The sequence below is a fragment of the Dolichospermum flos-aquae CCAP 1403/13F genome, assembly GCF_012516395.1.
GTDB lineage: Bacteria > Cyanobacteriota > Cyanobacteriia > Cyanobacteriales > Nostocaceae > Dolichospermum > Dolichospermum lemmermannii.
Map to the genome: position 1 here is coordinate 1,923,094 of NZ_CP051206.1, position 25,511 is coordinate 1,948,604.

At 37.6% G+C, this 25,511-nt stretch carries 24 protein-coding genes and 1 pseudogene; 14 read left to right on the forward strand and 11 right to left on the reverse strand.

Annotated elements, in window-relative coordinates; translation table 11 throughout:
• Positions 1 to 94: 94 nt before the first annotated feature.
• The gene (gene ade / locus HGD76_RS09350) at positions 95 to 1,741 is read left to right on the forward strand and encodes an adenine deaminase (protein ID WP_233467147.1); all 1,647 of its coding nucleotides are present in this window, start codon (positions 95 to 97) and stop codon (positions 1,739 to 1,741) included.
• Here the strand turns inward: ade and HGD76_RS09355 are convergent.
• Positions 1,692 to 3,140, reverse strand: a complete 1,449-nt coding sequence (locus HGD76_RS09355; protein ID WP_168694730.1) for an IS4 family transposase — start codon at positions 3,138 to 3,140, stop codon at positions 1,692 to 1,694. The genes ade and HGD76_RS09355 overlap by 50 nt on opposite strands.
• Before the next feature lie 545 nt (positions 3,141 to 3,685).
• Here HGD76_RS09355 and HGD76_RS09360 point away from each other — a divergent pair.
• Positions 3,686 to 4,516, forward strand: coding sequence for a PAS domain-containing protein (locus HGD76_RS09360; protein ID WP_168695619.1), 831 nt, complete (start codon positions 3,686 to 3,688; stop codon positions 4,514 to 4,516).
• A 216-nt stretch (positions 4,517 to 4,732) separates the two neighbouring features.
• On the opposite strand, the gene HGD76_RS09365 is transcribed toward HGD76_RS09360, so the two are convergent.
• The 4 genes from HGD76_RS09365 to HGD76_RS09380 form a co-directional block, all read right to left on the reverse strand.
• On the reverse strand, positions 4,733 to 5,140 hold the full coding sequence (locus HGD76_RS09365) for a HEPN domain-containing protein (protein WP_168695620.1): 408 nt from the start codon (positions 5,138 to 5,140) through the stop codon (positions 4,733 to 4,735).
• Positions 5,137 to 5,457 carry a nucleotidyltransferase family protein gene (locus HGD76_RS09370; protein WP_168695621.1) on the reverse strand — a complete coding sequence of 107 codons (321 nt, stop codon included), beginning with the start codon at positions 5,455 to 5,457 and terminating at the stop codon, positions 5,137 to 5,139. Before HGD76_RS09370 ends, HGD76_RS09365 begins: the two co-directional genes overlap by 4 nt.
• Before the next feature lie 134 nt (positions 5,458 to 5,591).
• Entirely contained in the window at positions 5,592 to 5,999 is a 408-nt protein-coding gene (gene vapC / locus HGD76_RS09375) for a type II toxin-antitoxin system tRNA(fMet)-specific endonuclease VapC (protein WP_168695622.1), read from the reverse strand.
• Complete coding sequence (locus HGD76_RS09380; protein WP_148764544.1) at positions 5,996 to 6,253, reverse strand: hypothetical protein; 258 nt, start codon at positions 6,251 to 6,253, stop codon at positions 5,996 to 5,998. The genes vapC and HGD76_RS09380 overlap by 4 nt, the downstream gene beginning before the upstream one ends.
• 158 nt (positions 6,254 to 6,411) lie before the next feature.
• On the opposite strand from HGD76_RS09380, the pseudogene HGD76_RS09385 reads away from it, so the two are divergent.
• Positions 6,412 to 7,348 (forward strand): annotated as a pseudogene (locus HGD76_RS09385) (ISAzo13 family transposase); the annotation flags it as partial.
• Between the two features lie 517 nt (positions 7,349 to 7,865).
• Here HGD76_RS09385 and HGD76_RS09390 read toward each other — a convergent pair.
• Entirely contained in the window at positions 7,866 to 8,327 is a 462-nt protein-coding gene (locus HGD76_RS09390) for a DUF4079 domain-containing protein (protein ID WP_148762204.1), read from the reverse strand.
• Between the two features lie 471 nt (positions 8,328 to 8,798).
• On the opposite strand from HGD76_RS09390, the gene ppc reads away from it, so the two are divergent.
• Positions 8,799 to 11,804, forward strand: coding sequence for a phosphoenolpyruvate carboxylase (gene ppc, locus HGD76_RS09395; RefSeq protein ID WP_168697411.1), 3,006 nt, complete (start codon positions 8,799 to 8,801; stop codon positions 11,802 to 11,804).
• A 76-nt stretch (positions 11,805 to 11,880) separates the two neighbouring features.
• Positions 11,881 to 12,138, forward strand: a complete 258-nt coding sequence (locus tag HGD76_RS09400) for a hypothetical protein (protein ID WP_168695623.1) — start codon at positions 11,881 to 11,883, stop codon at positions 12,136 to 12,138.
• 19 nt (positions 12,139 to 12,157) lie between these two features.
• Here HGD76_RS09400 and HGD76_RS09405 read toward each other — a convergent pair whose 3' ends face one another.
• Positions 12,158 to 12,964 (reverse strand): Uma2 family endonuclease, encoded by an 807-nt coding sequence (locus tag HGD76_RS09405; RefSeq protein ID WP_168695624.1) that lies wholly within the window; start codon positions 12,962 to 12,964, stop codon positions 12,158 to 12,160.
• A gap of 379 nt (positions 12,965 to 13,343) precedes the next feature.
• Here HGD76_RS09405 and HGD76_RS09410 point away from each other — a divergent pair, with 379 nt between their 5' ends.
• From HGD76_RS09410 to HGD76_RS09425, 4 genes are all read left to right on the forward strand, one after another.
• A complete protein-coding gene (locus HGD76_RS09410) occupies positions 13,344 to 14,120 on the forward strand; it encodes an RNA polymerase sigma factor (RefSeq protein WP_233467149.1) in 777 nt (258 codons plus the stop codon).
• Positions 14,066 to 15,649, forward strand: coding sequence for a tetratricopeptide repeat protein (locus HGD76_RS09415; protein WP_210967757.1), 1,584 nt, complete (start codon positions 14,066 to 14,068; stop codon positions 15,647 to 15,649). The genes HGD76_RS09410 and HGD76_RS09415 overlap by 55 nt, the downstream gene beginning before the upstream one ends.
• A 147-nt stretch (positions 15,650 to 15,796) precedes the next feature.
• Complete coding sequence (locus HGD76_RS25305; RefSeq protein ID WP_233467151.1) at positions 15,797 to 16,993, forward strand: fascin domain-containing protein; 1,197 nt, start codon at positions 15,797 to 15,799, stop codon at positions 16,991 to 16,993.
• 159 nt (positions 16,994 to 17,152) lie between these two features.
• Positions 17,153 to 18,217 carry a DUF1350 family protein gene (locus HGD76_RS09425; RefSeq protein ID WP_168695626.1) on the forward strand — a complete coding sequence of 355 codons (1,065 nt, stop codon included), beginning with the start codon at positions 17,153 to 17,155 and terminating at the stop codon, positions 18,215 to 18,217.
• A gap of 19 nt (positions 18,218 to 18,236) precedes the next feature.
• Here HGD76_RS09425 and HGD76_RS09430 read toward each other — a convergent pair whose 3' ends face one another.
• Complete coding sequence (locus tag HGD76_RS09430; RefSeq protein ID WP_168695627.1) at positions 18,237 to 19,565, reverse strand: AAA-like domain-containing protein; 1,329 nt, start codon at positions 19,563 to 19,565, stop codon at positions 18,237 to 18,239.
• A gap of 769 nt (positions 19,566 to 20,334) precedes the next feature.
• Between HGD76_RS09430 and HGD76_RS09435 the strand changes: the two genes are divergently transcribed.
• Positions 20,335 to 20,592: a DUF4160 domain-containing protein gene (locus HGD76_RS09435; RefSeq protein WP_053539948.1), complete on the forward strand. Its 258-nt coding sequence runs from the start codon at positions 20,335 to 20,337 to the stop codon at positions 20,590 to 20,592.
• Entirely contained in the window at positions 20,585 to 20,830 is a 246-nt protein-coding gene (locus HGD76_RS09440) for a DUF2442 domain-containing protein (protein ID WP_168695628.1), read from the forward strand. The genes HGD76_RS09435 and HGD76_RS09440 overlap by 8 nt, the downstream gene beginning before the upstream one ends.
• Before the next feature lie 49 nt (positions 20,831 to 20,879).
• On the opposite strand, the gene HGD76_RS09445 is transcribed toward HGD76_RS09440, so the two are convergent.
• The gene (locus tag HGD76_RS09445; RefSeq protein WP_053539946.1) at positions 20,880 to 21,260 is read right to left on the reverse strand and encodes a clan AA aspartic protease; all 381 of its coding nucleotides are present in this window, start codon (positions 21,258 to 21,260) and stop codon (positions 20,880 to 20,882) included.
• Positions 21,257 to 21,529, reverse strand: a complete 273-nt coding sequence (locus HGD76_RS09450) for a hypothetical protein (RefSeq protein ID WP_027404065.1) — start codon at positions 21,527 to 21,529, stop codon at positions 21,257 to 21,259. The genes HGD76_RS09445 and HGD76_RS09450 overlap by 4 nt, the downstream gene beginning before the upstream one ends.
• Before the next feature lie 163 nt (positions 21,530 to 21,692).
• On the opposite strand from HGD76_RS09450, the gene HGD76_RS09455 reads away from it, so the two are divergent.
• Positions 21,693 to 21,980 (forward strand): small RNA NsiR4-regulated ssr1528 family protein, encoded by a 288-nt coding sequence (locus tag HGD76_RS09455; RefSeq protein ID WP_168695629.1) that lies wholly within the window; start codon positions 21,693 to 21,695, stop codon positions 21,978 to 21,980.
• Positions 21,981 to 22,208: 228 nt separating this feature from the next.
• Positions 22,209 to 22,571 (forward strand): phage holin family protein, encoded by a 363-nt coding sequence (locus tag HGD76_RS09460; protein WP_015079313.1) that lies wholly within the window; start codon positions 22,209 to 22,211, stop codon positions 22,569 to 22,571.
• A 19-nt stretch (positions 22,572 to 22,590) separates the two neighbouring features.
• Here HGD76_RS09460 and HGD76_RS09465 read toward each other — a convergent pair whose 3' ends face one another.
• Positions 22,591 to 23,739, reverse strand: coding sequence for a cysteine desulfurase family protein (locus HGD76_RS09465; protein WP_168695630.1), 1,149 nt, complete (start codon positions 23,737 to 23,739; stop codon positions 22,591 to 22,593).
• Between the two features lie 127 nt (positions 23,740 to 23,866).
• Between HGD76_RS09465 and HGD76_RS09470 the strand changes: the two genes are divergently transcribed.
• On the forward strand, positions 23,867 to 25,507 hold the full coding sequence (locus HGD76_RS09470; RefSeq protein WP_168695631.1) for a DUF655 domain-containing protein: 1,641 nt from the start codon (positions 23,867 to 23,869) through the stop codon (positions 25,505 to 25,507).
• Positions 25,508 to 25,511: the final 4 nt, after the last annotated feature.

The following is a 25,511-nucleotide window of genomic DNA, read 5'->3' on the forward strand; positions in this document are numbered from 1 at the left end:
AATCAGGGGTTATTCATTAACAAAATCCTTACTTTATTATTGCATTTTTTTGTCATAAAAACTCTACCTTTAGTTATTGTTTAACGATAAAATCATGAAAAATTTTACTCTTGTCGGCAATATAGTAGATGTTCTCCACCGCACCATTTTTCCCGGTACTATCTATATTCAGGATGGACAGATTCAAACCATAGTTCAGGACCAGGGGCAATACTCACAGTACATTCTTCCTGGTTTTATTGATGCTCATGTTCATATCGAAAGCTCGATGCTTGTACCCACTGAATTTGCCCGATTAGCGACGGTGCATGGTACGGTGGCCTCTGTCTCTGACCCCCACGAAATCGCCAATGTGTTGGGTTTAGAGGGTATCCGGTTCATGGTGAATAATGCTCTGCAAACTCCCTTTAAAATAGCTTTTGGTTTTCCTGCTTGTGTCCCTGCCACCGAGTTGGAAACTGCTGGGGCAAAACTGACGGTAAACGATTTCCGTCAACTGTTTAAACAGGGGATTTCCTATCTGAGTGAGGTAATGAATGTACCGGGGGTGTTGGCAGATGATGTAGAAATGATGGACAAAATTCATCTAGCCCAAAGTCTGGGACTACCCATTGATGGCCACGCACCGGGATTGTCTGGGACAGGATTACGTAAATATGCAAATGCTCAAATTACTACAGATCATGAATGTTCCACACTAAATGAAGCTTTAGAGAAATTAGCGTTGGGAATGAAAATTCAGATCCGGGAGGGTTCAGCAGCTAAAAACTTTGATGCCCTACACAGTTTGATTGATTCCCATGCAGCAGATTGTATGTTTTGTAGTGATGATAAACACCCTGATGATTTAGTTAATGGTCATATAAATCTACTGGTAAAACGGGCTGTGGCATTAGGTCACGATGTGATGAATGTCCTGCAAATTGCCTGTGTGAACCCTGTCAAACATTACAATTTGGATGTGGGATTACTACAAGTTGGGGACAGTGCAGATTTGATTGTTGTTGATAATTTACAAGATTTCACGGTGTTGGCTACTTATTGTCAAGGTGTTTTAACAGCAAAAACCGGGTCAACTTTGTTACCATTTGTTCCTGTCAAACCTATCAATAAATTTATCACTACTTCAAAAACACCGGGGGACTTTGCAATAACTGCCAAGGGGGCAACAGTCGCAACAGTCAGAGTGATCACCGTTACCGATGGACAATTAATCACAGGGGAAAAGTGTGTACCAGCACATATTGAAAACGGTGAGGTTATAGCTGACTTAAACGCAGATATCCTAAAAATCACGGTTGTTAATCGGTATCAAGACACACCGCCGACGGTGGCATTAGTGCAGAATTTTGGATTGAAACGGGGGGCGATCGCATCGAGTGTGGCGCATGATTCCCATAACATTGTGGCAGTGGGGACAAGCGATGCGGAAATCTGTGCAGCGGTAAATGCGGTAATCTCACATCAAGGTGGTATTGCAGTAGCAGAAGACAATGTAGTTCATGTATTACCTTTACCTGTGGCTGGGTTGATGAGTGATAGCGATGGTTATGAGGTAGCAAAACAGTATGCAGAACTTGATAATTGGGCAAAACAATTAGGGTCAAAACTGACTGCACCATTCATGACACTTTCATTTATGGCATTGCTGGTGATCCCAGACTTAAAACCAATACCCGTGAATGAAATTGTCAAACTGCTTGTGGGGGAAGGATTTTCAAGTCTTTTTCTATATCTCTGATTTCAGATTTATGGGAAGAGTTTTTGCGCTTGAATTTGGACATTTTAATTTTGACAACACGGGGATTAATACGTTTTCGTCGGGGGCGATCAATTTCAGACTGGGAAATTAATGATAATAAATATTGATGTTGAATTTCTCGTAATTTTAAGGATGAATGGCTGATGAGTTGTACTAAATCTATAACTAGTTGCAAAGATTCAAGAAAACTAAGGAGTAAAGGATTTTTATTATATTCGTTAGCAGATTGGTAAATTAAATCGCGGAGTAGATTATAAGCAATTAACATAGCATAAAGTTCTTGTTCGACTAATTCAGATGTTTTGCTCCGAAAAATAGTGGGCATTTGTCCTTTGAGCGTAGCACATTGATGTGTTTTTATTTCACAGAAACTAATTTCCACCTCCCATCTGCAATGATAGTGAATAATTAATTCTTTGGCAGAAATATTAGGGTCAATAATACTAGTAACTAAACGACGAGGGAGAAAACCAGGAATTTGATATTCAATAACTCGGACAATGATACTTTCCTGATTCCATTGTTTATGCGATTCTGTAGATTTTTCTAAATTGAGAATTTTGCCATTAATTTCTGATAAATAACTTCCATCTGGATATCTAGCCATGTATCCATCTGGCAAACGAGAATCAGAGATAACAGGTAGTTTAACATTAGAAGCTACCCTAAGTAAAAAGTCGCATTCTTTTGTACGAATACTAAAAATAGTTGCAAAGGAATATAAACCAGCATCTAATAAAAATAATAAGTTTTTCTGGTTAAATTGTGCCAGTAATTTAGTCATTAAAGTCCTTTCACCAGTTCCTTTACCTTGGCTCGAACCATAGGTAAAATCTAGGATCAGGCGTGTTGATGCTGATATTAATGTGACTATTCTCAGCATGGGAAAAGCACTTTCTCCTCGACCACATTTAGACTTCCCAAATTTATCACGATTACTTTCAGTATCAGGTGTCGTACCTGTGGAACCATCAAATATTACTGTAGTCCATTTATGAAAGTCATATTTCAATGTTGTCAAACTAGAAGTGAGTTTTTTAAATATTAGTTGAAAAACTGTTAATCCTATACGAACTCTGGCATGACTCATAGCACCTTCAGAAATAAGTTGTTTTGGTAGACAACAGGATAACCACCTCAATCCTGATATCATCCAATCCATTATTCCTAAATAACTTAAATCACGACGGATAGTGGAGAGAATTACAAACCAAATGACAAACGTTGGTACTAGAATCGTTCCTTGACGACATTTACTTGATGAAACACTCGCCAAAGATTCTTTGATAATAGTTGATAAATGTTTTGCAATTGGTTGCAGATCATATTCTGTCGTAAACTGAGTAAGCATCTGATGATGTTCTTTTTGAATTCCCATACAAAACTGTCAAGGATGACTTGAAATAAACTCTTATAAAGCTTAAATATTCTTTCATATTTTGTCAATATATACTATCAGGCTACTCATTTTGGAGCAGGAATAAAAATTCTCGACGAAAAAAATGACACATTTATGATTTTTTAAATTTGATTTCAAATAATTGACAAGATTGATGATTTATAAATTCAAGAAAAATCTCATGATCATATAATTTTAGATACATTTTGCCTGGAGTTTAGACTAAACTGAAGTTATTTTTATGCCTTAATATTTGCAGAATTAATATTAGTAATTATTTGTAGGCTATTAATTTCATTCACGGGTATTGGACTTAAAACTGAGTGACCGGGGGTTATTTAGTGGTAAAGAATTCCGGTTTGTGTCGTTGTGGATTGATTAGGTTTTAACTTGGCACAAATCAATATTTTCATGGGGTATAATCACTGGTTTTGATAACATATTCAAAATCAAATTTATGCCCAAATTTATGCCAATTTAAAATATTAGGAATAAAATAGAAATTAAGTTTTTCAATTAAAATTATGAATCCAGAACTAGAGGCATATCAAAATGAATTTATAGAAGCCATACCGGGGTTTATTTCAATTGTTGACTTAAATCTGACGTATCTTACGGTTAATAACAAACTATCTGCTTTGTTGAACTTAGAGAAAGAAAATATTAAAGGAATGCTGGCTGGTGGAAGTTGCAAAAAGCAAAGTGTGCAAATGCAGCAATTACTTGACTCCCCAGTGGGAACTGAAATAACTTGGGAGTATTATTTTAAAGATACTTGTTTAGCTGTTTCCTCCAAACGACACGAGTTTTTTATTGTCAATCAAGCTGTTGATATTACTGAAAGAAAACACCTAGAGGAAAAACTTAAAGCATCTAATGAGAGAAATGGAATATTACTCAGGGCTATTCCCGAAACTATTAAGTCAGGGGCGGGAAGACATTCTACTGATGAGTTTGAGTTTTTGGTGAAATCTTTAACTGAAAATCCCATTGTTGACCGACAATCAATTGAAACATTAATTAGATTAGAAATTCAAGTTAGGGAAAACTCTGCCAAAATGCAACAAGTTGAAAAAATGCTTTTATGGGAAGATTCTTCATTGATGAGCAGAGTCAAAGCATTAGAGGTTTATCAACAAAACGATGATGAGAACTGGGAACAACTTGCAGAAAGCAGAAATAAAATCAATGATTTATCTAAAATTGTGGGGATTCTTACTAGCATTCCCGGTGGTTTGAAATCTTGGTTTATTATGTTTATAATATTCCAAATGCTAGGAATTTTCGTTATAGATGTAGGTGTTAGATTGTTTGATTTGGAAACCTTGATACCAATTGAAAGAAAAAATCAATAGCTCACACCAGTTTTTTGATCTTTTTGATCTCATAAGGCAATAAACCACATCTACTTTGAAACCCATAGTTTTTTCTTAATCGGGTTTTATTCCCAAATCCTATGCTCTTCTCTGTTCCCGTATCATTATTAATTCCTCACCTCTAATTATGTTGTTTAAAAATCAACAAGCCGAACTATTACCACAGTTATCTACAGAAATCTTAGTACCAGAAGGTTAGTTAACCTCCATCCAAGACTTTAAATACTGTATAATTTCATCCACAAAATTCTGCGCTCTCTCAAATAAAGCCATTGCTGACTCCATATCTGGTTCTAACATTTCTCCATAATCACTTGCTTGTCGTTCATCAAATGCCCGATGAAAACTCCGCGATAACTCCTTAGAAAAAATTCCTGTCTTCACAAACTCACGATCAAAAAAACTAACTATTCCACTATGTTTAGAACTGCCTAAACCTTTAGTTGCTAAAAGACCCAGTGCCGCATAAAACATTGCATAATAAGAACGATTGATAGTACCACGAAAAGCTGATTGATTGAGTAAAATCTTTGCTTCTCTTAAAGTTTCTTCACTTTCGGATAAACGGTACTCAATTAATAACTTTAGTTGCTGATTTATCATACAATAATACCTTCTTGTAATACCTTAGACAGTAAGGGACTAGCCCCCATAGCTCCCCTTTCTACCTGTGCTTCTGTGACGACAAAGGTGGAAATAACCATATCATATTTAAAACCTACTTCCCACGCCAAATCACTAATTTTTTCTCGGCATGATCTATCTAATTCAGTAATTTTAATAAACACATCTAAATCTGATTCTTCTGTAGCATCACCCCGCGCTCTTGAACCAAATACCCGTAAATCCAAAATGGGAATTATCGCTTCTAGTCGAGAGCGAAACTCTGAAACAATTTTTCGATCACTATCCTGTATCATTTCTATTCCTCTAAAGAAAAACCAATCTTTGCTAAATGTTCCTTAATCTTTCTATTTAAATAATAAAGCAATTCCTGTTTGTTTATAACCGGGATTTAATTTAAGTTCTAAATCTTGAACAAATCCCTATAATTTCATAACTCCATCTCCCAATCCTCATATTGTAACTCTTCTATTCGGCTAAACTCTCCCACATTATGAGTCACCAAAACTAAATTATTAGCAATAGCGATTGCAGCAATTTGTAAATCATAAACTCCTATTGGTGTTCCCTTTTTCTTCAAATCAGAACGAATATAAGCACAAACTTTTGCTGCATCTTTATCAAAACTAAGAATTCTAAACTGACTCAGAAAACGCTCTAATTTCTTGATATTACTCTCTATTTTTTGGCTACAAAAAGCTCCATAAAAAAGTTCAAATGCAACTACTGTAGACAAATTAATATTCTCAGGGCTTTGTTCTGACAATTTTTGAACAACTAACTGATTGCTATTATTAAGCAACTTGATGCAAACATTAGTATCAAGTAAATATGTCATAACAAAAAATCTCTCTCCTGCGCTTCTGCTTGATGCTCCCTAACCAGTGGTTCTCCTTCCCATCCACCAATAACTTCCTCAAAAAAACCAGGAAACCAGCCCCTATTTTCAGGCGTAATTATAGGTGTATTTTCCGTGACATCTTCAAGAATAGATGTGATTTCTTCTTCTAAAGTCCGTTGATGACTTTGAGCAAGATATTTGAGTTTTTCAAGAACGATAGGATTAAGCTTTTGCAAAATAACTGGAGTCATAAAACCTATAAAGTAAAACCAACCTTAGCTAACTATATTTTAATCTGCTCATCCAATAATTGCATCTCTCGCACTCACCTAATATCATTGCAAGCTCACTCATTCTGTCCTTAAAGCTCTCCTCCAATGACCAGCAACCATCTTTAATAACGTAGTATATGAAATCCTTAGTAGATCCACAAAGTCAAACAGACCCCAGTTTTAAGAGTACAAAGTTATATACACGCATGACAGCAAGTGAAGTCCGTCGTCAACTAATTGCACAATATGGTTACACGGAGGAAGAACTACCAAGATCTGAAACAATTCGCCGAAAATTGAATGATTTAGGCTATACCTTAATGAGAGTCCTGAAAACTAAACCTATCAAGAAAATTCCCGAAACAGAAGCCATTTTTGAACAAGTCAAGCAGATTAATACTCAAGCTGATCATGACCCTCATACTCTGCGGATATCCATTGATGCAAAGGTGGCAGTCAAGGTGGGAGAATTTGACCGTGGTGGTACAACTCGGATGCCAACAGTCTCATTAGACCACGACTTCCCCACTGAGACAACTCTAATTCCCTATAGTATTTTTATCCCTGAGTACAATGAGTTATTTTTATTTTTCGTTACTTCCAAATTAACTGCTGATTGTATTGTTGACTTACTCGAAAGCTGGTGGCAAACTGTCAAACACCGTTTTGCTCACATTCAAAAACTGGTAATTAATCAGGATAATGGACCGGAAAACCATTCTCGTCGGACTCAGTTCATGAAGCGGATTGTTGATTTTTCTAGATCATCTCAACTGAATTTACAACTCGCTTATTATCCGCCTGATCACAGCAAGTACAACCCAATAGAACGCTGCTTTGGTTGGTTAGAACAACATTGGAATGGTAGTTTACTTGATACTGTTGAAACCGTACTGAATTTTGCTCAAACTCTCACATTTAAGGGTAAAAATCCTGTTGTCAATTTGGTAGACAAGCTTTACTCCTTACTGAGTTAAACTCACAACTTTAGCGATGGCAGAACTTGAAACACAGATTCACCGCCTCCCTAATCTCAAAAAATGGTTTGTGGAAATTTTTACTAAACCAGTATAGTTATTGGATCATCTTTTTTGTGGAGGTCTCTTACAGGATGTTGTTGGATGATTGTTTGTGGAAAGTTGGGATTTTTTAGGATGTTGTTTAATGATTGTTTATGGGGATTTTGGAGATGATTTTGTCTGATAGCGTAGCGTGGCGCAAGCCATATTAGGATTTAAGGATTTTCAGGATGGGTAATTGGTAATTGCGAAAATGCTGTAAACTAACTATCTAAAGAAGAGCATAAAACAACATCTTTAAAATATCCCAACTTCCAAAAATCACCACTTCCTCAAAAACAATCTTTCCATCACATCCTGAAAATCCTTAAATCCTGGATATCCTGATTCAGACATAAATGATTTGATAAATAAAAACCCTATATATGGGCGCACACTTTTCCACCCGTAACATAAGTGTAATCGAAACTGAGAATTTTGTCAAGGGCTGAATCAGGATTTACAGGATAAATTATTTGTGTGTGGTCTGCACAATTTCCCAGACATAACATAAGCATGGTGGAAACTGAGAATTAAGGCAAATACTTTTGCACCACAGTCCAACCACTGAGAGATACCCAAGCAAATCCTAGTAATAAGCAGAGATTACAACTAAGATGTAATGGTCTAGCCCAAGGCTTTATGGTACTAATTTGAGTGGCACTAAATGCGGATACTAAAACTAATATTACTACTATTAATCCAGCTAATAAATGTGGTGAATGTCCTAATGAACCAAAGTGTCCTAATGTACCCACAATGCCAACAGCTAAAAGTAGTAATACTAGGCTAACCATCGTGATGCCGATTATATAATGGAGCGATCGCATTTGAGGACGTTGCCAAGGTAGTACAACCCCTAAAGGTGCTTCTCCAGTGGTTCTGACCCGTAACATCCAAATACCAGTTATGGCTAAAAACAAATAGGCTAGTAAAGATAATCCCATTGACCAAGCGGCTATTTTCCATAACCATAGAAAGGAGGGTAGGTGCATAAAATAGTTCAGTGCAGGAAAGTTTACCTATTGAGCTTAACAGGATACATCCTGGATATCCTGATTCTGACAAAATAGAAATTCCCATAAACATTCACAAAAAAATTATAAATCACAATCCTGTATATCCTCAAATCCTGGCTATCCTGATAGCGTAGCGTGGCCTTAGCCATTTATGACCAAAAAAATACCTAAAAACCCATACACCAAAAGACTTTCAACCCCCTTCCCATTCCCTACTATAGCTTTTCTCCTGTTTGTTCTTGAGTGAAGGCGAACTTTATCCTAAAATGGCCAGTAGGCATTTGGTGAAGTGGTTGATTTTAATTGCCTCTTCCTCCTAAAAACGAATCAAAAGCAGTTAAAAGTAAGATAAGTCACCTGTGAGTAGCTCCTAAACAAAAGCTAACAGCTTGATATTGGATGCTCAAAAAAGGTAGGTTAGATGTTTTGAGTATCTTAGAGAGTATGATGAAAACTATGAAAGCTGAACATATTGATTTTCCAGTGCTACACTCAGAATTATTCTTGCGTCATCGTTTACAGGTAGTAGAGGAATTGTGGGAGTCGGTGCTGCGTCAAGAATGCGGTCAAGAAATGGTGGATCTTTTGCGTCAACTGCGGGATTTATGTTCCCCAGAAGGACAAGCCACAAATGACCTAGCTGCCTCTGCTGTAGAATTGATTGAACAATTGAATATCAATGAAGCAATTCGTGCGGCGCGTGCCTTTGCGTTGTACTTTCAGTTGATTAATATTATTGAGCAGGAATACGAGCAAAAGCAGCAATTAAATCGCTATACTGGGGAAACTGATGAGGAAATTTTCCCCAGTATAATTTATTCCACTAATCAACGAGATGAAGAATTACCTGTTACGAAAGAAATAGGTAGCGACTTAATGACAGCAGAAACTCCCCAAAAAGGAACTTTTGCGGCTTTATTTCCCCTGTTATTTAAGTTGAATGTCCCACCCCAACAAATTCAACGCCTGATTTCCCAACTGGATATCCGCTTAGTTTTCACTGCACACCCGACGGAAATTGTCCGTCATACTATCCGGGATAAACAGCGTCAGGTGGTTCATCTTTTGCAAAAACTAGATGAAGCCCAAAATCGTGCTAGTAGCTATCCTTGGGAAACCTTGGAGGTGAAGGAAAGATTACTGGAAGAAATTCGCCTCTGGTGGCGCACTGACGAATTACATCAGTTTAAACCAACGGTTTTGGATGAAGTAGATTATGCTCTTCACTACTTTCAGGAAGTGTTGTTTGATGGTATTACGCAACTATACAAACGCTTCAAATATTCTTTGGGGGAAACTTTTCCCTGGTTACAACCACCGACGACAAATTTTTGCTCTTTTGGTTCTTGGGTAGGTTCAGACCGAGATGGTAATCCTTCGGTGACACCGGAGGTAACGTGGAAAACCGCTTGTTATCAACGAAAAATGGTCTTAGAGCGGTATATTAAGTCAGTTAAAGAGTTAGTGTCTTTATTGAGTGTATCTATGCACTGGAGTGATGTACTACCAGATTTGCTAGAGTCTTTGGAGTTGGATCAATCACAGTTAAGTGGGGTGTATGATGATTTGGCCTTGCGTTTTCGCCAAGAACCTTATCGTCTAAAATTATCTTACATTCTCAAGCGGTTGGAAAATACCCGCGATCGCAATTTGGCTTTATATAATCGGGAAACGCCAAACAATGAAGATGCACCTATGTATAAAACGGGTGCGGAATTTTTAACAGAATTGTTGTTAATTCAACGCAATTTAACGGAAACAGGTTTAAGTTGTCGAGAGTTGGAAAATCTGATATGTCAAGTGGAAATATTTGACTTTAATCTGACTCAATTAGATATTCGTCAAGAATCATCCCGTCATGCTGATGCTATCAATGAGATTCTCGAATATTTGCAACTTTTACCCCAGTCCTACAACGAATTATCAGAAGAACAGAGAATCGCTTGGTTAACTTCAGAATTACAAACTCGTCGGCCATTAATTCCCGCTGAATTACCATTTTCAGAAAAAACCAATGATGTAATTGAAACTTTCCGAATTTTGCGATCGCTACAACAAGAATTTGGCATTAAAATCTGTCAAACTTATATTATTAGTATGTGCCGCGAAGTTAGCGACGTACTAGAAGTTTTACTCTTAGCCAAAGAATCGAGTTTATTTGATCCTGTAGTTGCTGTAGGCACAATTCGCATCGTTCCTCTGTTTGAAACAGTAGAAGATTTACAACGTTCTAGAGGCGTAATGCGGGAACTGTTTGAATTGCCTTTATATCGGGCAATGCTGGCTGGTGGCTACGCCGCAATTAATAATGAAAAACAAGCAGCCCCATCTATTTCTACTCTAAATCCTAACTTACAAGAAGTAATGTTAGGCTATTCCGATAGTAATAAAGATTCTGGTTTTTTAAGCAGTAACTGGGAAATTCATAAAGCTCAAAAATCACTTCAGAAAATCGCCGAAAGTTACGGTGTAAATCTGCGGATTTTTCACGGACGAGGCGGTTCTGTGGGACGTGGTGGCGGTCCTGCTCATGAAGCGATTTTAGCCCAACCAGGTCACAGTATTAGTGGCCGGATTAAAATTACCGAACAAGGGGAAGTCTTAGCTTCTAAATATTCCTTGTTAGATTTGGCTTTGTATCACCTAGAGACTATCACCACAGCCGTAATCCAAGCCAGTTTACTAGGAACAGGGTTTGATGACATCGAACCTTGGAATGAGATCATGGAAGAATTATCTCATGCGTCACGTCAGCACTATCGTAACCTAATTTATGAACAACCTGATTTCATTGACTTCTTCCACCAAGTCACCCCCATTGAAGAAATCAGCCAATTGCAAATTAGTTCTCGTCCAGCCCGTCGTCCATCTGGTAAAAAAGATTTAAGTAGTTTGCGAGCTATTCCTTGGGTATTTAGTTGGACACAAACCCGGTTTTTATTACCTTCTTGGTATGGAATTGGCACAGCCTTACAAGAATTTTTGGACGCAGAACCAGAACAACATTTGAAATTACTTCGCTATTTTTACCTCAAATGGCCATTCTTTAAAATGGTGATTTCTAAAGCCGAAATGACCTTAGCAAAAGTAGACATGGAAATGGCACGTCACTATGTTGATGAATTGTCTAACCCAGAAGACAAACCCAGATTTGAGAAAGTTTTCGAGCAAATTTCCAGCGAATTCTTTCTGACCAGAGATTTAGTCTTAAAAATCACCGGACACCAAAAACTATTAGATGGTGATCCAGTATTGCAACGTTCTGTACAATTAAGAAATGGAACAATTGTGCCTTTAGGATTTATCCAAGTTTCCCTATTAAAACGCCTTCGTCAATCAAAAAATGCCCCCACAACCGGAGTAATTCACTCTCGTTATAGCAAAGGAGAATTACTCCGAGGAGCATTATTAACCATCAACGGAATTGCTGCCGGCATGAGAAATACAGGCTGATAAAAACCAAAAAGCAAAAGGCGTAATTTCTTCCTTTGCGCCTTTGCTCCTTTGCGCCTTTGCGCGAAACAAAAATATGATTAAAAAACGCATTCTTATTTGTACCTTTTTGGCACTTTCCTCCGGTTTTTTTACTGCTTTAATAGCTGGACAAATCACCGTAATGCAACATAGCCAAAAATGTCAAAACCAGACTTGGGGATTTAAACAAATGTGCAATGCTTTAGTAACTCCGGGTGCAAGTTGGCAAGGAAGCACTGCGGGACTGTGGACAGGGACAATTTTAGGGGCATTTGTGGGTGGGTTGATTACTCGTAAATCTAGCGATTGGTAGTTGGAGATATGGGTATTTTTTACGCTTCTGGTTCCACTCCTAAAGCGCGTAATTGGGCGATGAGGCGATAGCTTTTTTCTTTTTCACTTTCAGCCCGTTGGCGTTCATTTTCAGCCCGTTGGCGTTCATTTTCAGCCCGTTGGCGTTCATTTTCAGCCCGTTGGCGTTCATATTCGGCTGTTTCATGACCATCAAGTAACAAATTACCGTCTAAATCCCACCACCGTAGCCAAGGTAACTCCATATTTTGATATGTCCCTTGCCAAATACCTAATTCTACGCCCATAGGTGTAATCGGATAATGACCTCGTTGATTTGGTGGCAATAAATGATATTGTCCTTCCATGAGATGATATACTTCCACGCTGGCTTTACTAACTTCATAAATGCCGTAAAAGGCAGGTTTAATCACTTGTTCATAAATCCAAAATTTCCCCTGCCAAGGTGTTTTATCTCTTTCTTCTGTGCCATTTCCTGATACAAATTCTAAAGCAATTAATGGGGCAATAAATTCTTGCCAAAGCACATAGGAACGTCGGACTTTACCATCTAATAATGGTGGCACATGAGGAACATAAAACCAATCAGGGGCTTCTGCACCTCGTTCTGGTGGTTCAGTTATTCGCCAATAAATACCGCTATCTTGACCTATAGCATATTGTCCATCAGCGTGGATTTTTTGTAATACTGGAATGATAGATTGAGTTAGTAGAATACTTTGAGGATGTTCCTGGAAATTTTTTACAAATTGTCCGTTAGATTCTGGTAGTTGAGTATGATCTGGAAGGCTGGTTTGTGTATAGGGAGGATCTGCGGTAAAGGTCATAATGTCCTCGTGTTTTATAAGAGGGTGTTTGAAAAGTTATGGTTGATGTATCAAATATTTTTTACCCCACCCTAACCCTCCCCTTGTAAAGGGTAGGGAACTGGATTTTTATTGTTTCCCCCCTTTACAAGGGGAAAGGGGGGTAGCAATGTGATGAAAATTACGGAATACCACTTTTCAAACATCCTCTAAGGTTTATTGTAGGATGACAATGAACAAATTATAACAATAATTTACAGATACCTGAACTTACCTAAATTATACTGTACACAGTGCATTATCCTTCATCTTGTTAAGAATGAACAGTAAGTCATCTATGTCGGTAGAGCCAAAACAAGAACTCTTGTTCTTGTCATCAGAGATGGGAAACAGGAATATATTGCCAAAACAAAGCCAATTTGGCGATAAAACTCCAAATAATTGTCAGGATTTTTGGCAATTATGGGACCTACATCAAGGTTATCTTTACAACTGTTGTTTAAAATGGCTCAACGGTAATTACCATGATACAGAAGATGTAGTCAATCAGGTAATGCTTAAAGCTTGGACTCAATGGACACAATCTACAAATGACATTGAACATCCTAAATCGTGGTTATCTCAAATTACTTATAACTATTGCATTGATGTCTATCGAAAACGTCAACGAGAAGTTGCAAAAGTTGATAATATTGACGACATTCAATTTGCAGATCATCCAATACTTACTTCTAATTTACAACCTCCTGAATCCTGGCTTTTAAATCTGGAAATGGCGGCATATCTCAAGTATAAAATTGCATCTTTACCCGATAGATTACGCCATCCTTTTATTTTACGTTGTTGTCAAAACAAATCCTATCCAGATATCGCTAAACAACTCACCATTCCTGAAGAGAACCTTCGTAAACGTATTCAAAAAGCGCGAAAGATTCTAAAACAGCAGTTAAAGAAGTATTTTGCGGGGGAAGATAACACTGCTTTTGATTCCTTTTCACCATTAAACACCGTGATTCCAATAGTAGAAGAATTAGAATCTGAGCAAATATGGAATCATGATGAGGAATCATCAATACCCACAAAAACTCAACAGCAAGAAATTAACTATAAAGTAACTTTAATATGTCTGGAAGCCTTACCGCATCATTGGTACAATTCACAGATTCATCTGGTATAAAGATGAATGCTCAGTTATTCATAGCAGAAAAATCAGCCAGACAAGAGCAAAAACTGATCACTTTAAACAAGTACATTGAAAAATTTCCTCAAGGATGGAAAAAAAGATTAGAATTAGCTGATTTGCTTTACGAAATAGGAAACTGGTCACAAGCCATTATCGAATATAATCAAGTAATTGAGCGAGAATCTCAACTACTTGATGTGCATCTGCAATTGGGGAAAATATTGCAGTTAATGGGACAAAAAAAAGAGGCTTTACAAGTATATGATACAGCCCTATTTTTGTCTGAAAATCCGGGAACTCAGCATCATATACAAGGATTGATTGCAGTTTGCAAAGGTGACAATGAAAAAGCTCTCACAGCCTTTAATTTAGCCATAAATTCAGAACCTGATCAAGTATTTCACCGACTGGCTTTGTCACAGGTATATCAAAATGTAGAAAATCCCCTGGGTATTCTCCGCACTCTAGAGCCGGTTTTAGCAATTAATCCAGATGATGTTATGTCCCTGATTTACAGCTATGATGCCCTGATGGTGGTGGGGGATATACAAACGGCAAAAGAGAGGTTTAACAGCCTTATAGCCCTAGCTGGTGATGATTTTCGGGTAATACAACGACAAATTGATCAACGTTTGCTGGCGAGAATGGTATCCGGTGAAGAGGGGAAAATCACTAAAAAAATGATTACCTCCTTACTAGGAACAATTCCCCATAGTGTTGAAGTTCATAAATCCTTAGCCTACTATCACATTCTACGAGGGGATTGGGCGCAAGGGGTGGAGGTATTAGCCAAATTTACCACAGAATCCCCCGATTATCCTTATGGTTGGTATTATTATGGGCTGAGTTTATTCAACACAGGGAAATACCAGCAAGGGGCGGAAATGATGGAGAAAGCGTATTATCTGTATCCCCATGACCGGAAAATTTATCAGGGTTTGTGTGAAATTTTACCCTTTGCACCTCATCCAGAAAAGAGTAAAACGATTCTTGCTTCCATAGTGGAGGAGATGTTAACGCGCTTTCCTGAATGCTGGAGTATGTGGACGACTGCGGGGCGAGTATTGGTGGAACATTTTCCAGACATTGAACGGGGTTGTCAGGTTTCCCAACAGGGAACAAAACTACAACCCCAGTTAGCGGATACTTGGTTGCATCATGGCCAGGTGTTGATTTTGGCTCGTAAACATCGGGAAGCCCTGGAAGCCTTAAAAAAGGCATGGGAGCTTTTACCAGATAGCAGTTATTTGCAATCCGTACCAGCGGCGTTTTGGTTGGGGGAGAGTTATCGAGTTTTGAAGAATGTGAAGGCTAGTAAACGGTGGTGGGAGGTAGCTGCTCAAGGATGTCAGGAATTGAAGTTATTTAACCCAGCCATGGCTGATTACTGGTTAGGGAGGGTGATGTTTTGCTTGGGGGATAAATCAGGGTCTAGACAGGCTTATAAAGGGGCTTTGAGCCAGCAGGTGTTGTATCCTGTCCGTGGGGAGGTGGAGAGAATTTTGGAGAAGCTTAAAAGGTAAGAGGGGTAAGGGTTATGGCGATTTAGTGTGGTTTTTCTGGGAAAAAATTTGTCCGTAACTCGAAAAATTCACAAATGGGGGGAGTAAAACGTCTAAATAGTGTGGGAAGAAAAAACTACATCTTCAGTTAGTCTAGAAGGTAAGCAAATGTTAAAAAATTTCAAGACCCTAATTTCTGCAACATTGACAGTTGTTTTTGCTCTTGGTGTTTTCTTCACTGTTGGAGTTAACAATGCTAAAGCTATTTCCCTGCAAGGAGATAATGGTCAATACTTGAGTCGAATCAGAAGAGGTGGAATTGACGCAATTGAAGTTGCTAAACCAAACCTTGATCCTCCTTTTACTAGCTTTGATCTGGTCAAACTGCCAGACGGCAAAGTAGCTTTGAAAGCAGATAATGGTCAATACTTGAGTCGAATCAGAAGAGGTGCAATTGACTCAATTGAAGCTGCTAAACCACAACTTGATCCTCCTTTTACTAGCTTTAATCTGGTCAAACTGCCAGACGGCAAAGTGGCTTTCAAAGCAGATAACGGCCTATACTTGAGTCGAATCAGAAGAGGTGCAATTGACCCAGTTGAAGCTGCTAAAACTGATATTGACGTTTTTTCTCAATTCACACTATTAGCTCAACAAGCTCCTCAGCCTCCATCTCGTGGGATAACCACCCTTTACGTCACTCCAGAACAACAGGCAGAAGGAGTGAACGTGTATAAGAATATCTTGAAATATGATGTAGCTATTCCCAATCTAGACCTAAGTGCGAGGTTGCCTGAAAATTTAAGCGATTTTCCAGCGGCTTATCAACCAATACTCGAACAGGGTCGAAAGAACAACGGAACTAATGGCTCATTTACTGAAGGTTGGTTTGATTTCCAAGCTGCAAGTGCTGTAACTCCTGGAACTAACACACTTTTCACTATTGACGCTCCCTTGAACGGCAGAATATACACTGTAGTAGCTGGAAAACCTTCAAGTCAATGCCCTCTGAAGATTGAAGAAACTGCAATTGCTTTTTTTGATAATGTAGGAGCAGCAGAATCAAAGGCTAATGAATTAGATGCAAACGGATACTTGGTCTATGTTTCTCCTTCAGATAATTTGACCATCAAGGCATTTTCACAACTTTTCTATGACCAAGCTACTGGCAAGAAAAAAACCAACTCAGCTTGTTTCTTAGTTTCAGGCGCTACTGAAAAAGTTACAACTGATTTCCAACAAATCTTCCCTTTACTTCCACGTCAATTACAACAGCCAGCACGTCAAGCACCATTTCAATACTTTCCTAGAACTGGCAATTTCATCTATCTTGTCAATGCAAGAAAGACTCTCACTCCTGGTTAGTGTGAAGTAAAACAATTTATTATCTAGCAAATTTTAATTAAGGAGGGGTTCAGTCCCCTTCTTATAACCATCTTTGTGACTGCTATGGCTGCAAAATAGCACATTTTAAGTTAAGACGGATTTAATTTCTTACAAAAAATAAACGGTACAAGTTTAACTATGAAATTCCAACCTGTTTCTCATAGCTGGGTAGCTCTACACCCAAAACCTCAAGGAGTAATTCAATTTATCGGTGGAGCTTTATTTGGTACATTTTTTCCAATGTTCTTCTACCGTTCTCTACTTCAGCGTTTATTTAATGATGGTTATACGATTGTAATTTTACCATTCAATTTTACGTTTGACCATTATGCTGAGGCTGGCTTTTTAATCAGAGAACAGTATGAAATTATGCCAGAACTTGTCAGAAGAGCAATATTTGCTGGCTATGAATATGAACCCTATTTGAGTGACCAAAACTTTTCCTGGCTAGGTCATAGTATTGGTTGTAAATATATTGCGCTTTTGGAAGCCTTTAGTGCCTTACCTGTTGTTGGTGAACCTAGTGATCCTCAATATCCTCATAATGTTCAAAACTTGAGGAAATTTATTGATTCAACAGTTAGATCAGCGAATACAAAAGGTTCTCAAGAAAATATTAATGGTAAGGTCGAAAGTATATTTACAGACCTCTTAATTCTGATTAGTGATTTAGAAATCAAGCGTAAAGAGGCTGAACGATTAATTAAATATTACATTAAGCGAGAAGCCAATTTCGACCAATTGCAAGATAACATTAAAATCACTAGCATCTTTATTAAGAATCAACCCTCTTTACTATTAGCTCCTGTAAATACAGGTCTTGAGAGTGCTATCCCCCAACCTTTAGCAGGTATAGTTATTAGCTTAGGTGTGAATGTCAAACCAACCCCAGATGAAACCTATGCCTTAATTAAAGAAGGTGATTTATTTAATCTCATGGGGTTAACTGCGTTCAAAAAGGATAAACTTGCTGCAACAACTTGTGAATGGTTTGAAGATAAGTTTAAAAAACCACCTGAAGGTTTTAGAGAAGATTTAAAAAGTGGACATTTAAGACCATTGGGTATGCAATTGGGCAATTTTGTGATCAATTTTCCAATTCCCACTATTGGGTCTATGAAAAAACGAAATATAGAGTTTGAATCTCCTGTAAGTCAATTATTCCAACGTTTAGAAGATAAGCAAGCTAATCATCAAAAATAGCAAATAAGAGTTTATTTGCCTAACTCCTCATTACATCCCCAAAATAATTCCGATATAGTTGACAACGCGGCTCGACTTCATTACCCGTAAGCTTTACCAAACCCATATTTTTCAAATGATAAGCTGATATTATTTCCAATCGCACTGGTTGAGGAGAATTAATCACTGTTTGAAATGCTGTGATCAGTTTTGGTTGCTGTTGCAACTTCAACCAGTGTTCGCCTAAATAATGACGATAAATACCTGCATTCGTAGAGGCTTCTGATAACAACTTGTGTAGGGTGATATCTGGATAATTTTTGAGGTGACAAAATGCCAATTTCAACAAATAAGGATGACCACCTACTAATTGTATTAAGGGGTCTACTAAAAATGAATCTTGTACTAATCCATATTGTTGGGCAAATATCTGAACTTCCTCTTTAGTTAATTCTGGTAATTCTATGATTAATCCTATACTTAAAGGCAATTGATTAGTATTTGCGTGCATATAAATGTCCGTAGAATAGGCGATCGCTAACCGGAGTTTTTTCCAGTGGGAACGGTTTCTAGCTTTCTCATACCAAGAACGCAACAATCCAAAAAATTCTTCATAAAGTTCAGGATAGGAAAAAAGCACATCTACATCATCTATATATAAAACTAAAGGACTATCATTTGCTGCTAATAAATATGTTTCTAAATAAGTTGTACAACTTATTTTAGCACCCATCCCTTCTTCATCCCAATAGTCATCTAAGCGATTGGGTAGGTTGAGTTCTCGACTGAGATTCAGACAAAACCAGCGTAGAAATTTATTCAAGTTTCCAAAGTGAGTTTTCTTATCTGCCATATCTAAACTTAAACTAACTATGCGATAGTCTTCCTTGGATAACTTCAGTAATACCCGCTCCATTAAGGAAGTTTTGCCCATTAATCTAGGTGCTTTTAACCAAATTAAAGAACCAGGTTGCAAGAGATTTTCATAGCAAATAAATTCGAGAAAATAGCGATCTATATATAATTTTGTATTTAGTAAGCTGTGTTTAGCTTGGCTTAGTAAGTAATATTTATCTGTAAATTGCCTATTCCAACATTGCTTTTCCCAATATCGTTTTAGGGCTTCTTTAAAATTACTTTTTTTAACTTTCTCTCCTATAGCTTCTGTCAATAATTTCCAAAGTTTGGGTGCAATATCTTGACTAAGATAACTGGTTGTGTAATTGTGTTTGCTCGCTATTTGACTATATTCTTGTCGTTCCCAAGCTCCCTTAATGACAATTATTTCTACATCAGTTAATGATCTATAAAATTTTGTCAAAACAGCTTGGTTAGCAATTTCAGTTGCCTGATATAATTTTAAATCCATGTTAAGTAAGTTGGCGTTAAAAATTGTCTTTATGACAAGGGAATAGGGAATAGGTTTTGATAATTTTTACTTTTTGTTACATATTTTGTTTTTTTGTGCTTTTCTACTTATTTTATTAATTAGCACCCCTTTGAAAAGCTTGGTTGTGGATTAAGTAGGTAAACAAAATAAAAATGAGGGGTATTGCGTTTTGTAAAATGGCTGAAACTCAATCAGAATATTGCATTGAGACAACTTTACATACCGTTACATACCTTTAAATTTTCCTGTTTACCTACTTACTTCAATTTTAATAGTATCATATAGTGCGATCGCCTGATCTTGTAGATCTTGTAGGGTGCGTTAATGAAATGTAACGCACCTTATGTGTGTTTATTTACTGATTTTCGGTGGGTTACGCTGTTGCTAACCCACCCTACGTTTTTGTCCGTGGTTGATAAGTGCGATCGCTTGTTTCCTCACAAATAGATCAACCTAATATTGTAATATTACTTACTCCAATCTCGAATTTATAAGGTTTCTATTTTTCCAAAATCTCTGATATTAACGGAAGAAAAACGATAAGATGTGACGCTACCGAAGATCCTGTAGGGTGCGTTAACGGAGTGTAACGCACCAACCTTATGATTAAATTCGGTGGGTTAGGGATAGCGTAACCCAACAAATAAAGTTTTCTACCACTAAAATAGAAGTATTATAGATGCGATCGCTCAGTTACACTAATTTTAGTATTAAGACAATATGCTAAAATGTGGTGAGGTGAAAGCAAATGCCAACAGTTCTATATATAAGGGGATGGCGATTTTTCTTTTATTCAGACGAGGGAAATGAGCCGATTCATATTCATGTGCAGAAAGGAGACAGTGAATGTAAATATTGGCTAGACATCGATCTGTACGAGATTCGTGAGGCTTATTCATATCAAATGTCATCACGAGACACGCGGGAAGTCAAGAAGATCATCTTGCAAAACTTTGATGAAATAGTAGATGAATGGCAAACATTTAGGAATTGGCAAAATGGATAAGCAATACAACATATCAAATATTGACTTTAATGGAGAGGTGATGATTCTATCAGTAGATGGAAAAACTTATCAAATCCCAATTATTCAAGCATCTAAGCGACTTGCTCAAGCAACAGATATGGAGCGCAAAATGTATCGTATTTCGACCTCTGGTTATGGTATTCATTGGTACGCCATTGATGAAGATTTGACAACTAAAGGACTAATCAAACTAGCAGAGATCGCCAAGACAGCTTAAAGTGCGATAGTGAAGCACTGCTCTAAGCAGATCGACCCTCATCCTGAATCTATGAAATCAAGGGTGGGATTTGTTCTAACGAAACTAAACCATTCTCTTCAAAATCAATCTCCAGATGATATCCTGCCATCAAAGCCGTTCCCAATAAAGGTTTAAAACCAGATGCTAAAATAGGAACTACTTTTTCTCGATTGTCCCAAACAATTGTTGCTAAATGTATAGATAACAACGTCTCCCTACCATCGGCTAATCTAGCAAGCGTAGTGGAATATAACGGCAGATTCATCGCGCTGACGGCTTGTGGTGGTAAGGTAAGATGGTCGTTGAATCCAGTATCAATAATAAAATTAATAGAAAAATCTCGTTGTGTCGGTAAACGGAAAATTACTGGCACAATCGCTTTGCTATCAATCAATCTCCCGTAAATCATTTGACAGTACGCTCAATCGCTCCCCCAAAGCTGACAGCAACATCATAACCAATCCGCATCGTAAATAATCTGGCATTTGGTTTCTTTTGCTTTAACTTTAATGCAGTTTCTACGCCAGTTTTATCAATTCCGTATTCGCCGGTTTCCGCATCAATTACAATCATTTTGCCAATGTGATCATCACATTCCACTTGTTGACGAATGCCATTTTCGTAAAATTGTTTAGCCCTTTGGGCAACTTCTTCTATGGTCCAAAAAATAGCCTGCATGATCATTACACCTCCTTTATGCTGTTTAATTATTTTAAATGTAAATTAATCAAGCGATAAGTTAATTATATAGCAGAAATAGCGGAAAAATTTATTCTAGCTGAACCGTCCCTGTTCCCTATTCCCTGGTAAAATATTTCAACATCTCTGAAAATACGTTACCATGACTACTGAAAATACCACGGGTGCTGATGCTATTGATAGAGCGATATCAAGGGGAATTGATTTTGATGGTTCTCCTATTCCCATAGTTAAATTAGACCTATATGAACAAATTATGGGTTTAGAATCAAGCAGACAACGCAGCGGTGTATCCAATACCATGCGTTCTCGCATTGTTCGCATTGGTGCTAAACACATCCCCCAAGCTGAACTTGATCAAAAGCTGGTTGAAGCTGGTTTTGCACCTTTAAAAGAAAAGGAAATTGCTTTTTTCTACGGTGGTAAATAAAAGACAAAGAATTCCGTGCAAAAGTCAGATCCCCGACTTCTCTAAGAAGTCGGGGATCTGGTGGTTTATAGTAAACCTAAAGATATCTAGAATAAATTTAAGTTCTCATCAAAAATGCTGCTAATTTATAAATAATTGGTTAAGCTACAAAGATTTTTAGATCAAGAAACCAAGTCAACCAGGTAATTTATCGTCATATCAACATTCACGTTTTGTGGGGTTCTGGTAATGGATATTACGACGCTGTTAATTGTTTGGTTAGTCACGGCTGTTAGCTTGTGGATTATTAGTAAATTACCTTTAGGAGTGGAAATTGATACTCCAGAAAAGGCAATTTTTTCCGCCGCAGTTTTAGGTATTATTACAGCACTAGTTAAGCCAGTTCTCAAAGTTTTGTTTGTGATACCAAATTTAGCCACCTTTGACTTATTATCTGGTATCTTCACTTTCATGATTGCTGTTGCTTGTTTTAGTATTGCTGCTTGGTTAGTAGATGGTTTCCGGTTACGTTATGGCATTTGGAGCGCAATTTTAGGTGCTTTTGCGCTTACTCTTGTCAATAACATTATCTACAAATTATTAGGTGTTTAATTGGTAAACAATTGACAATTCAATTTGGGATTAATCTCTGCAAAATCTGTTTCAAAACCATTCCAGTCCAATCAATATCGGCTGCTGTTGTCTGTTTCCCTAAAGTTAATCTAATTCCTCCTAAAGCCGCTTTTTGAGAATATCCCATTGCTAGTAAAATGGGACTAGGGCTTAATTTTCCACTATTGCAAGCCGCACCTGCACTAATACCAATTCCGGCTAAATTTAACTGTCTTACTAAGGTTTTACCGCTGATTTTTTCCCCGTCGGCTGCTTTTAAATAAAAGCTGAGATGATGGGGTAAACGATGAATTTTGTCACCTGTGGGTATTAAACCGGGAACATCTGCTAGAATGGTGAAGAGGCGATCGCGCAATAGGATTAATCTCCCTGTTTCCGTCTCCAATTCCTGGGCTGCTAACTCCGCAGCTACTCCAAATCCAGCAATAGCGGGCGTTGCTTGCGTCCCTGAACGCAGTCCCTTCTCCTGTCCACCTCCACCCAACAGCGGCATTAATTCCACTCCAGTCCGCACATATAACGCCCCTGCACCCAAACCGCCATAGATTTTATGACTGGATAGACTCAATAAGTCTACGGGTAATGTCTGCACATCTAGCGGTAAACGTCCAGCAACTTGCACTGCATCTGTGTGAAATAAAGCGCCGTGTGTTTTCGTGATTTTCCCCAATTCAGCAATTGGTTGAACTGTTCCTATTTCACTTTGTCCATAAATCACAGATACTAAAACAGTATTATTTCGTAAAGCTGCGGTTAAATCTTCGGGGTTGACTCTTCCTTGATGATTTACACCTAAACGGGTAATTTCCCAACCCCAATTTTCTAACATTTTCGCCGGTTCTGAAATGGCGGAATGTTCTACGCTAGAAATGATCATATGTTGGGGAGTAGTGTAACATCGTGCCACTCCCATAATCGCTAAATTATCCGCTTCTGTTCCCCCAGACGTGAAAATAATAGATTCGGGAACTGCGTTAATTAATCCTGCTACTTGGATTCTAGCTGTTTCCACAACCAAGGCGGCACGGTTGCCCCATTCATGTAAACTGGAAGGATTACCCCACTGTTGTGTTAAGATTTTTTGGATAATTGCGATCGCTTCTGGACGAGTTGGGGTAGTTGCACTGTAATCTAGATATATTTGCATAAAAATTAATAAATAAGAGTTTCGCGCAGAGACGCAAAGGGGCAAAGACGCAAAGGAAGAAAGAAGTTAATGCAGGGTGTGATATAAATACATTAAAATCGCTGTAATTTACTTTGATCAGATTACTGTGTTTATTTTCCCACAAATCCGCTATTTTTCTTATATCTTTTTATTGCTATTCACTTTAGGTGGTTGTCAACAAGTGCAATCATCAAATCAGCGTTTAGCACCTTTACCTCAAGATTCTTTAATTCAAGTTTACTTCAATAATTCCCAATCTTCGGAATATCAAGAGACTTATCGTCAGCAAACCCGCTTGGGGGATGATTTAGAAAAGCAGATTGTTGACACTATTTCTCAAGCTAAATTTACTGTTGATATTGCTGTCCAAGAGTTACGTTTACCAAAAGTTGCTCAAATATTAGCACAAAAACAAAAGGATGGCGTAAAAATAAGGTTGATTCTAGAAAGTAATTATTCTCGGACTTGGAGTAGTTTTACTGCTGCGGAAATAACTAAGTTAGAAAAAAAAGAACAGGAACGATATCAAGAATTTCGGAAATTTGTGGATATTAATCAAGATCATCAAATCACACCGGAGGAAATTAGTCAACGGGATGGTTTAGCTATTGTTCAAAATGCCAATATTCCTTGGATTGATGATACTGCTGATGGTTCAAAGGGTAGCAGTTTAATGCACCATAAGTTTGTCATTGTTGATCATCGGTTTGTGATTATTACTTCTGCCAATTTTACTTTAAGTGATACGTCTGGAGATTTTAGTAATTCTAGTAGTTTAGGAAATGCCAATAATTTACTAAAAATTGATAGTTCTGAATTAGCAAGTTTACTCACGGAAGAATTTAATATTATGTGGGGTGACGGAGTAGGAGGAAAACCAGATAGTAAATTTGGTGTTAAGAAACCTGTCCGCGCACCAAAAACAATCATATTAGGTAACAGTAAAGTTACAGTTCATTTTTCTCCAATTTCTCCCACTCAACCTTGGAGTATTAGCAGTAATGGATTAATTGCTAAAACTTTATCTAAAAGTACAAAAACTGTTGATTTAGCATTGTTTGTATTCTCAGATCAACAACTTGCCAATATTCTAGAAGAACGTCATCATCAAAATGTCCAAGTTCGGGCTTTAATTGCACCACAATTTGCTTATCGTCCCTACAGTGAAGCTTTGGATATGATGGGATTTGCTTTAAGTGATAACTGTAAATATGAAGTTGATAACCGTCCTTGGAAAAATCCCATTTCTACAGTGGGAGTGCCAATTTTACCTAAAGGAGATTTATTACATGATAAATTTGCCGTCATTGATAACAAAACTGTTATTACAGGTTCACATAATTGGTCAGAAGCTGCTAATCATGGCAATGATGAAACATTAATAGTGATTGAAAATCCCACAGTATCAGTACATTATCAACGGGAATTTAATCGGCTTTATGGTAAAATAAAACCTGGCCTACCAGCAAATGTTAAATCTAAAATAGATGCAGAAGTTAAAAAATGTCCTCAAATTAAACAACCATCATCTTTCGTAAATCCAATTACCACTAAAATTAATCTCAATACAGCAAGTCAAGCAGAATTAGAAACTCTTCCTGGTGTGGGTGAAAAGTTAGCACAAAGGATAATTATAGCCCGTCAACAGCAAAAATTTACTTCTTTACAAGATGTAGATAAAGTACCGGGAATTAGTGATAAGATTTTAGCAAAATGGGAGGGAATGATAATACTAACCTCAGATTAACGCA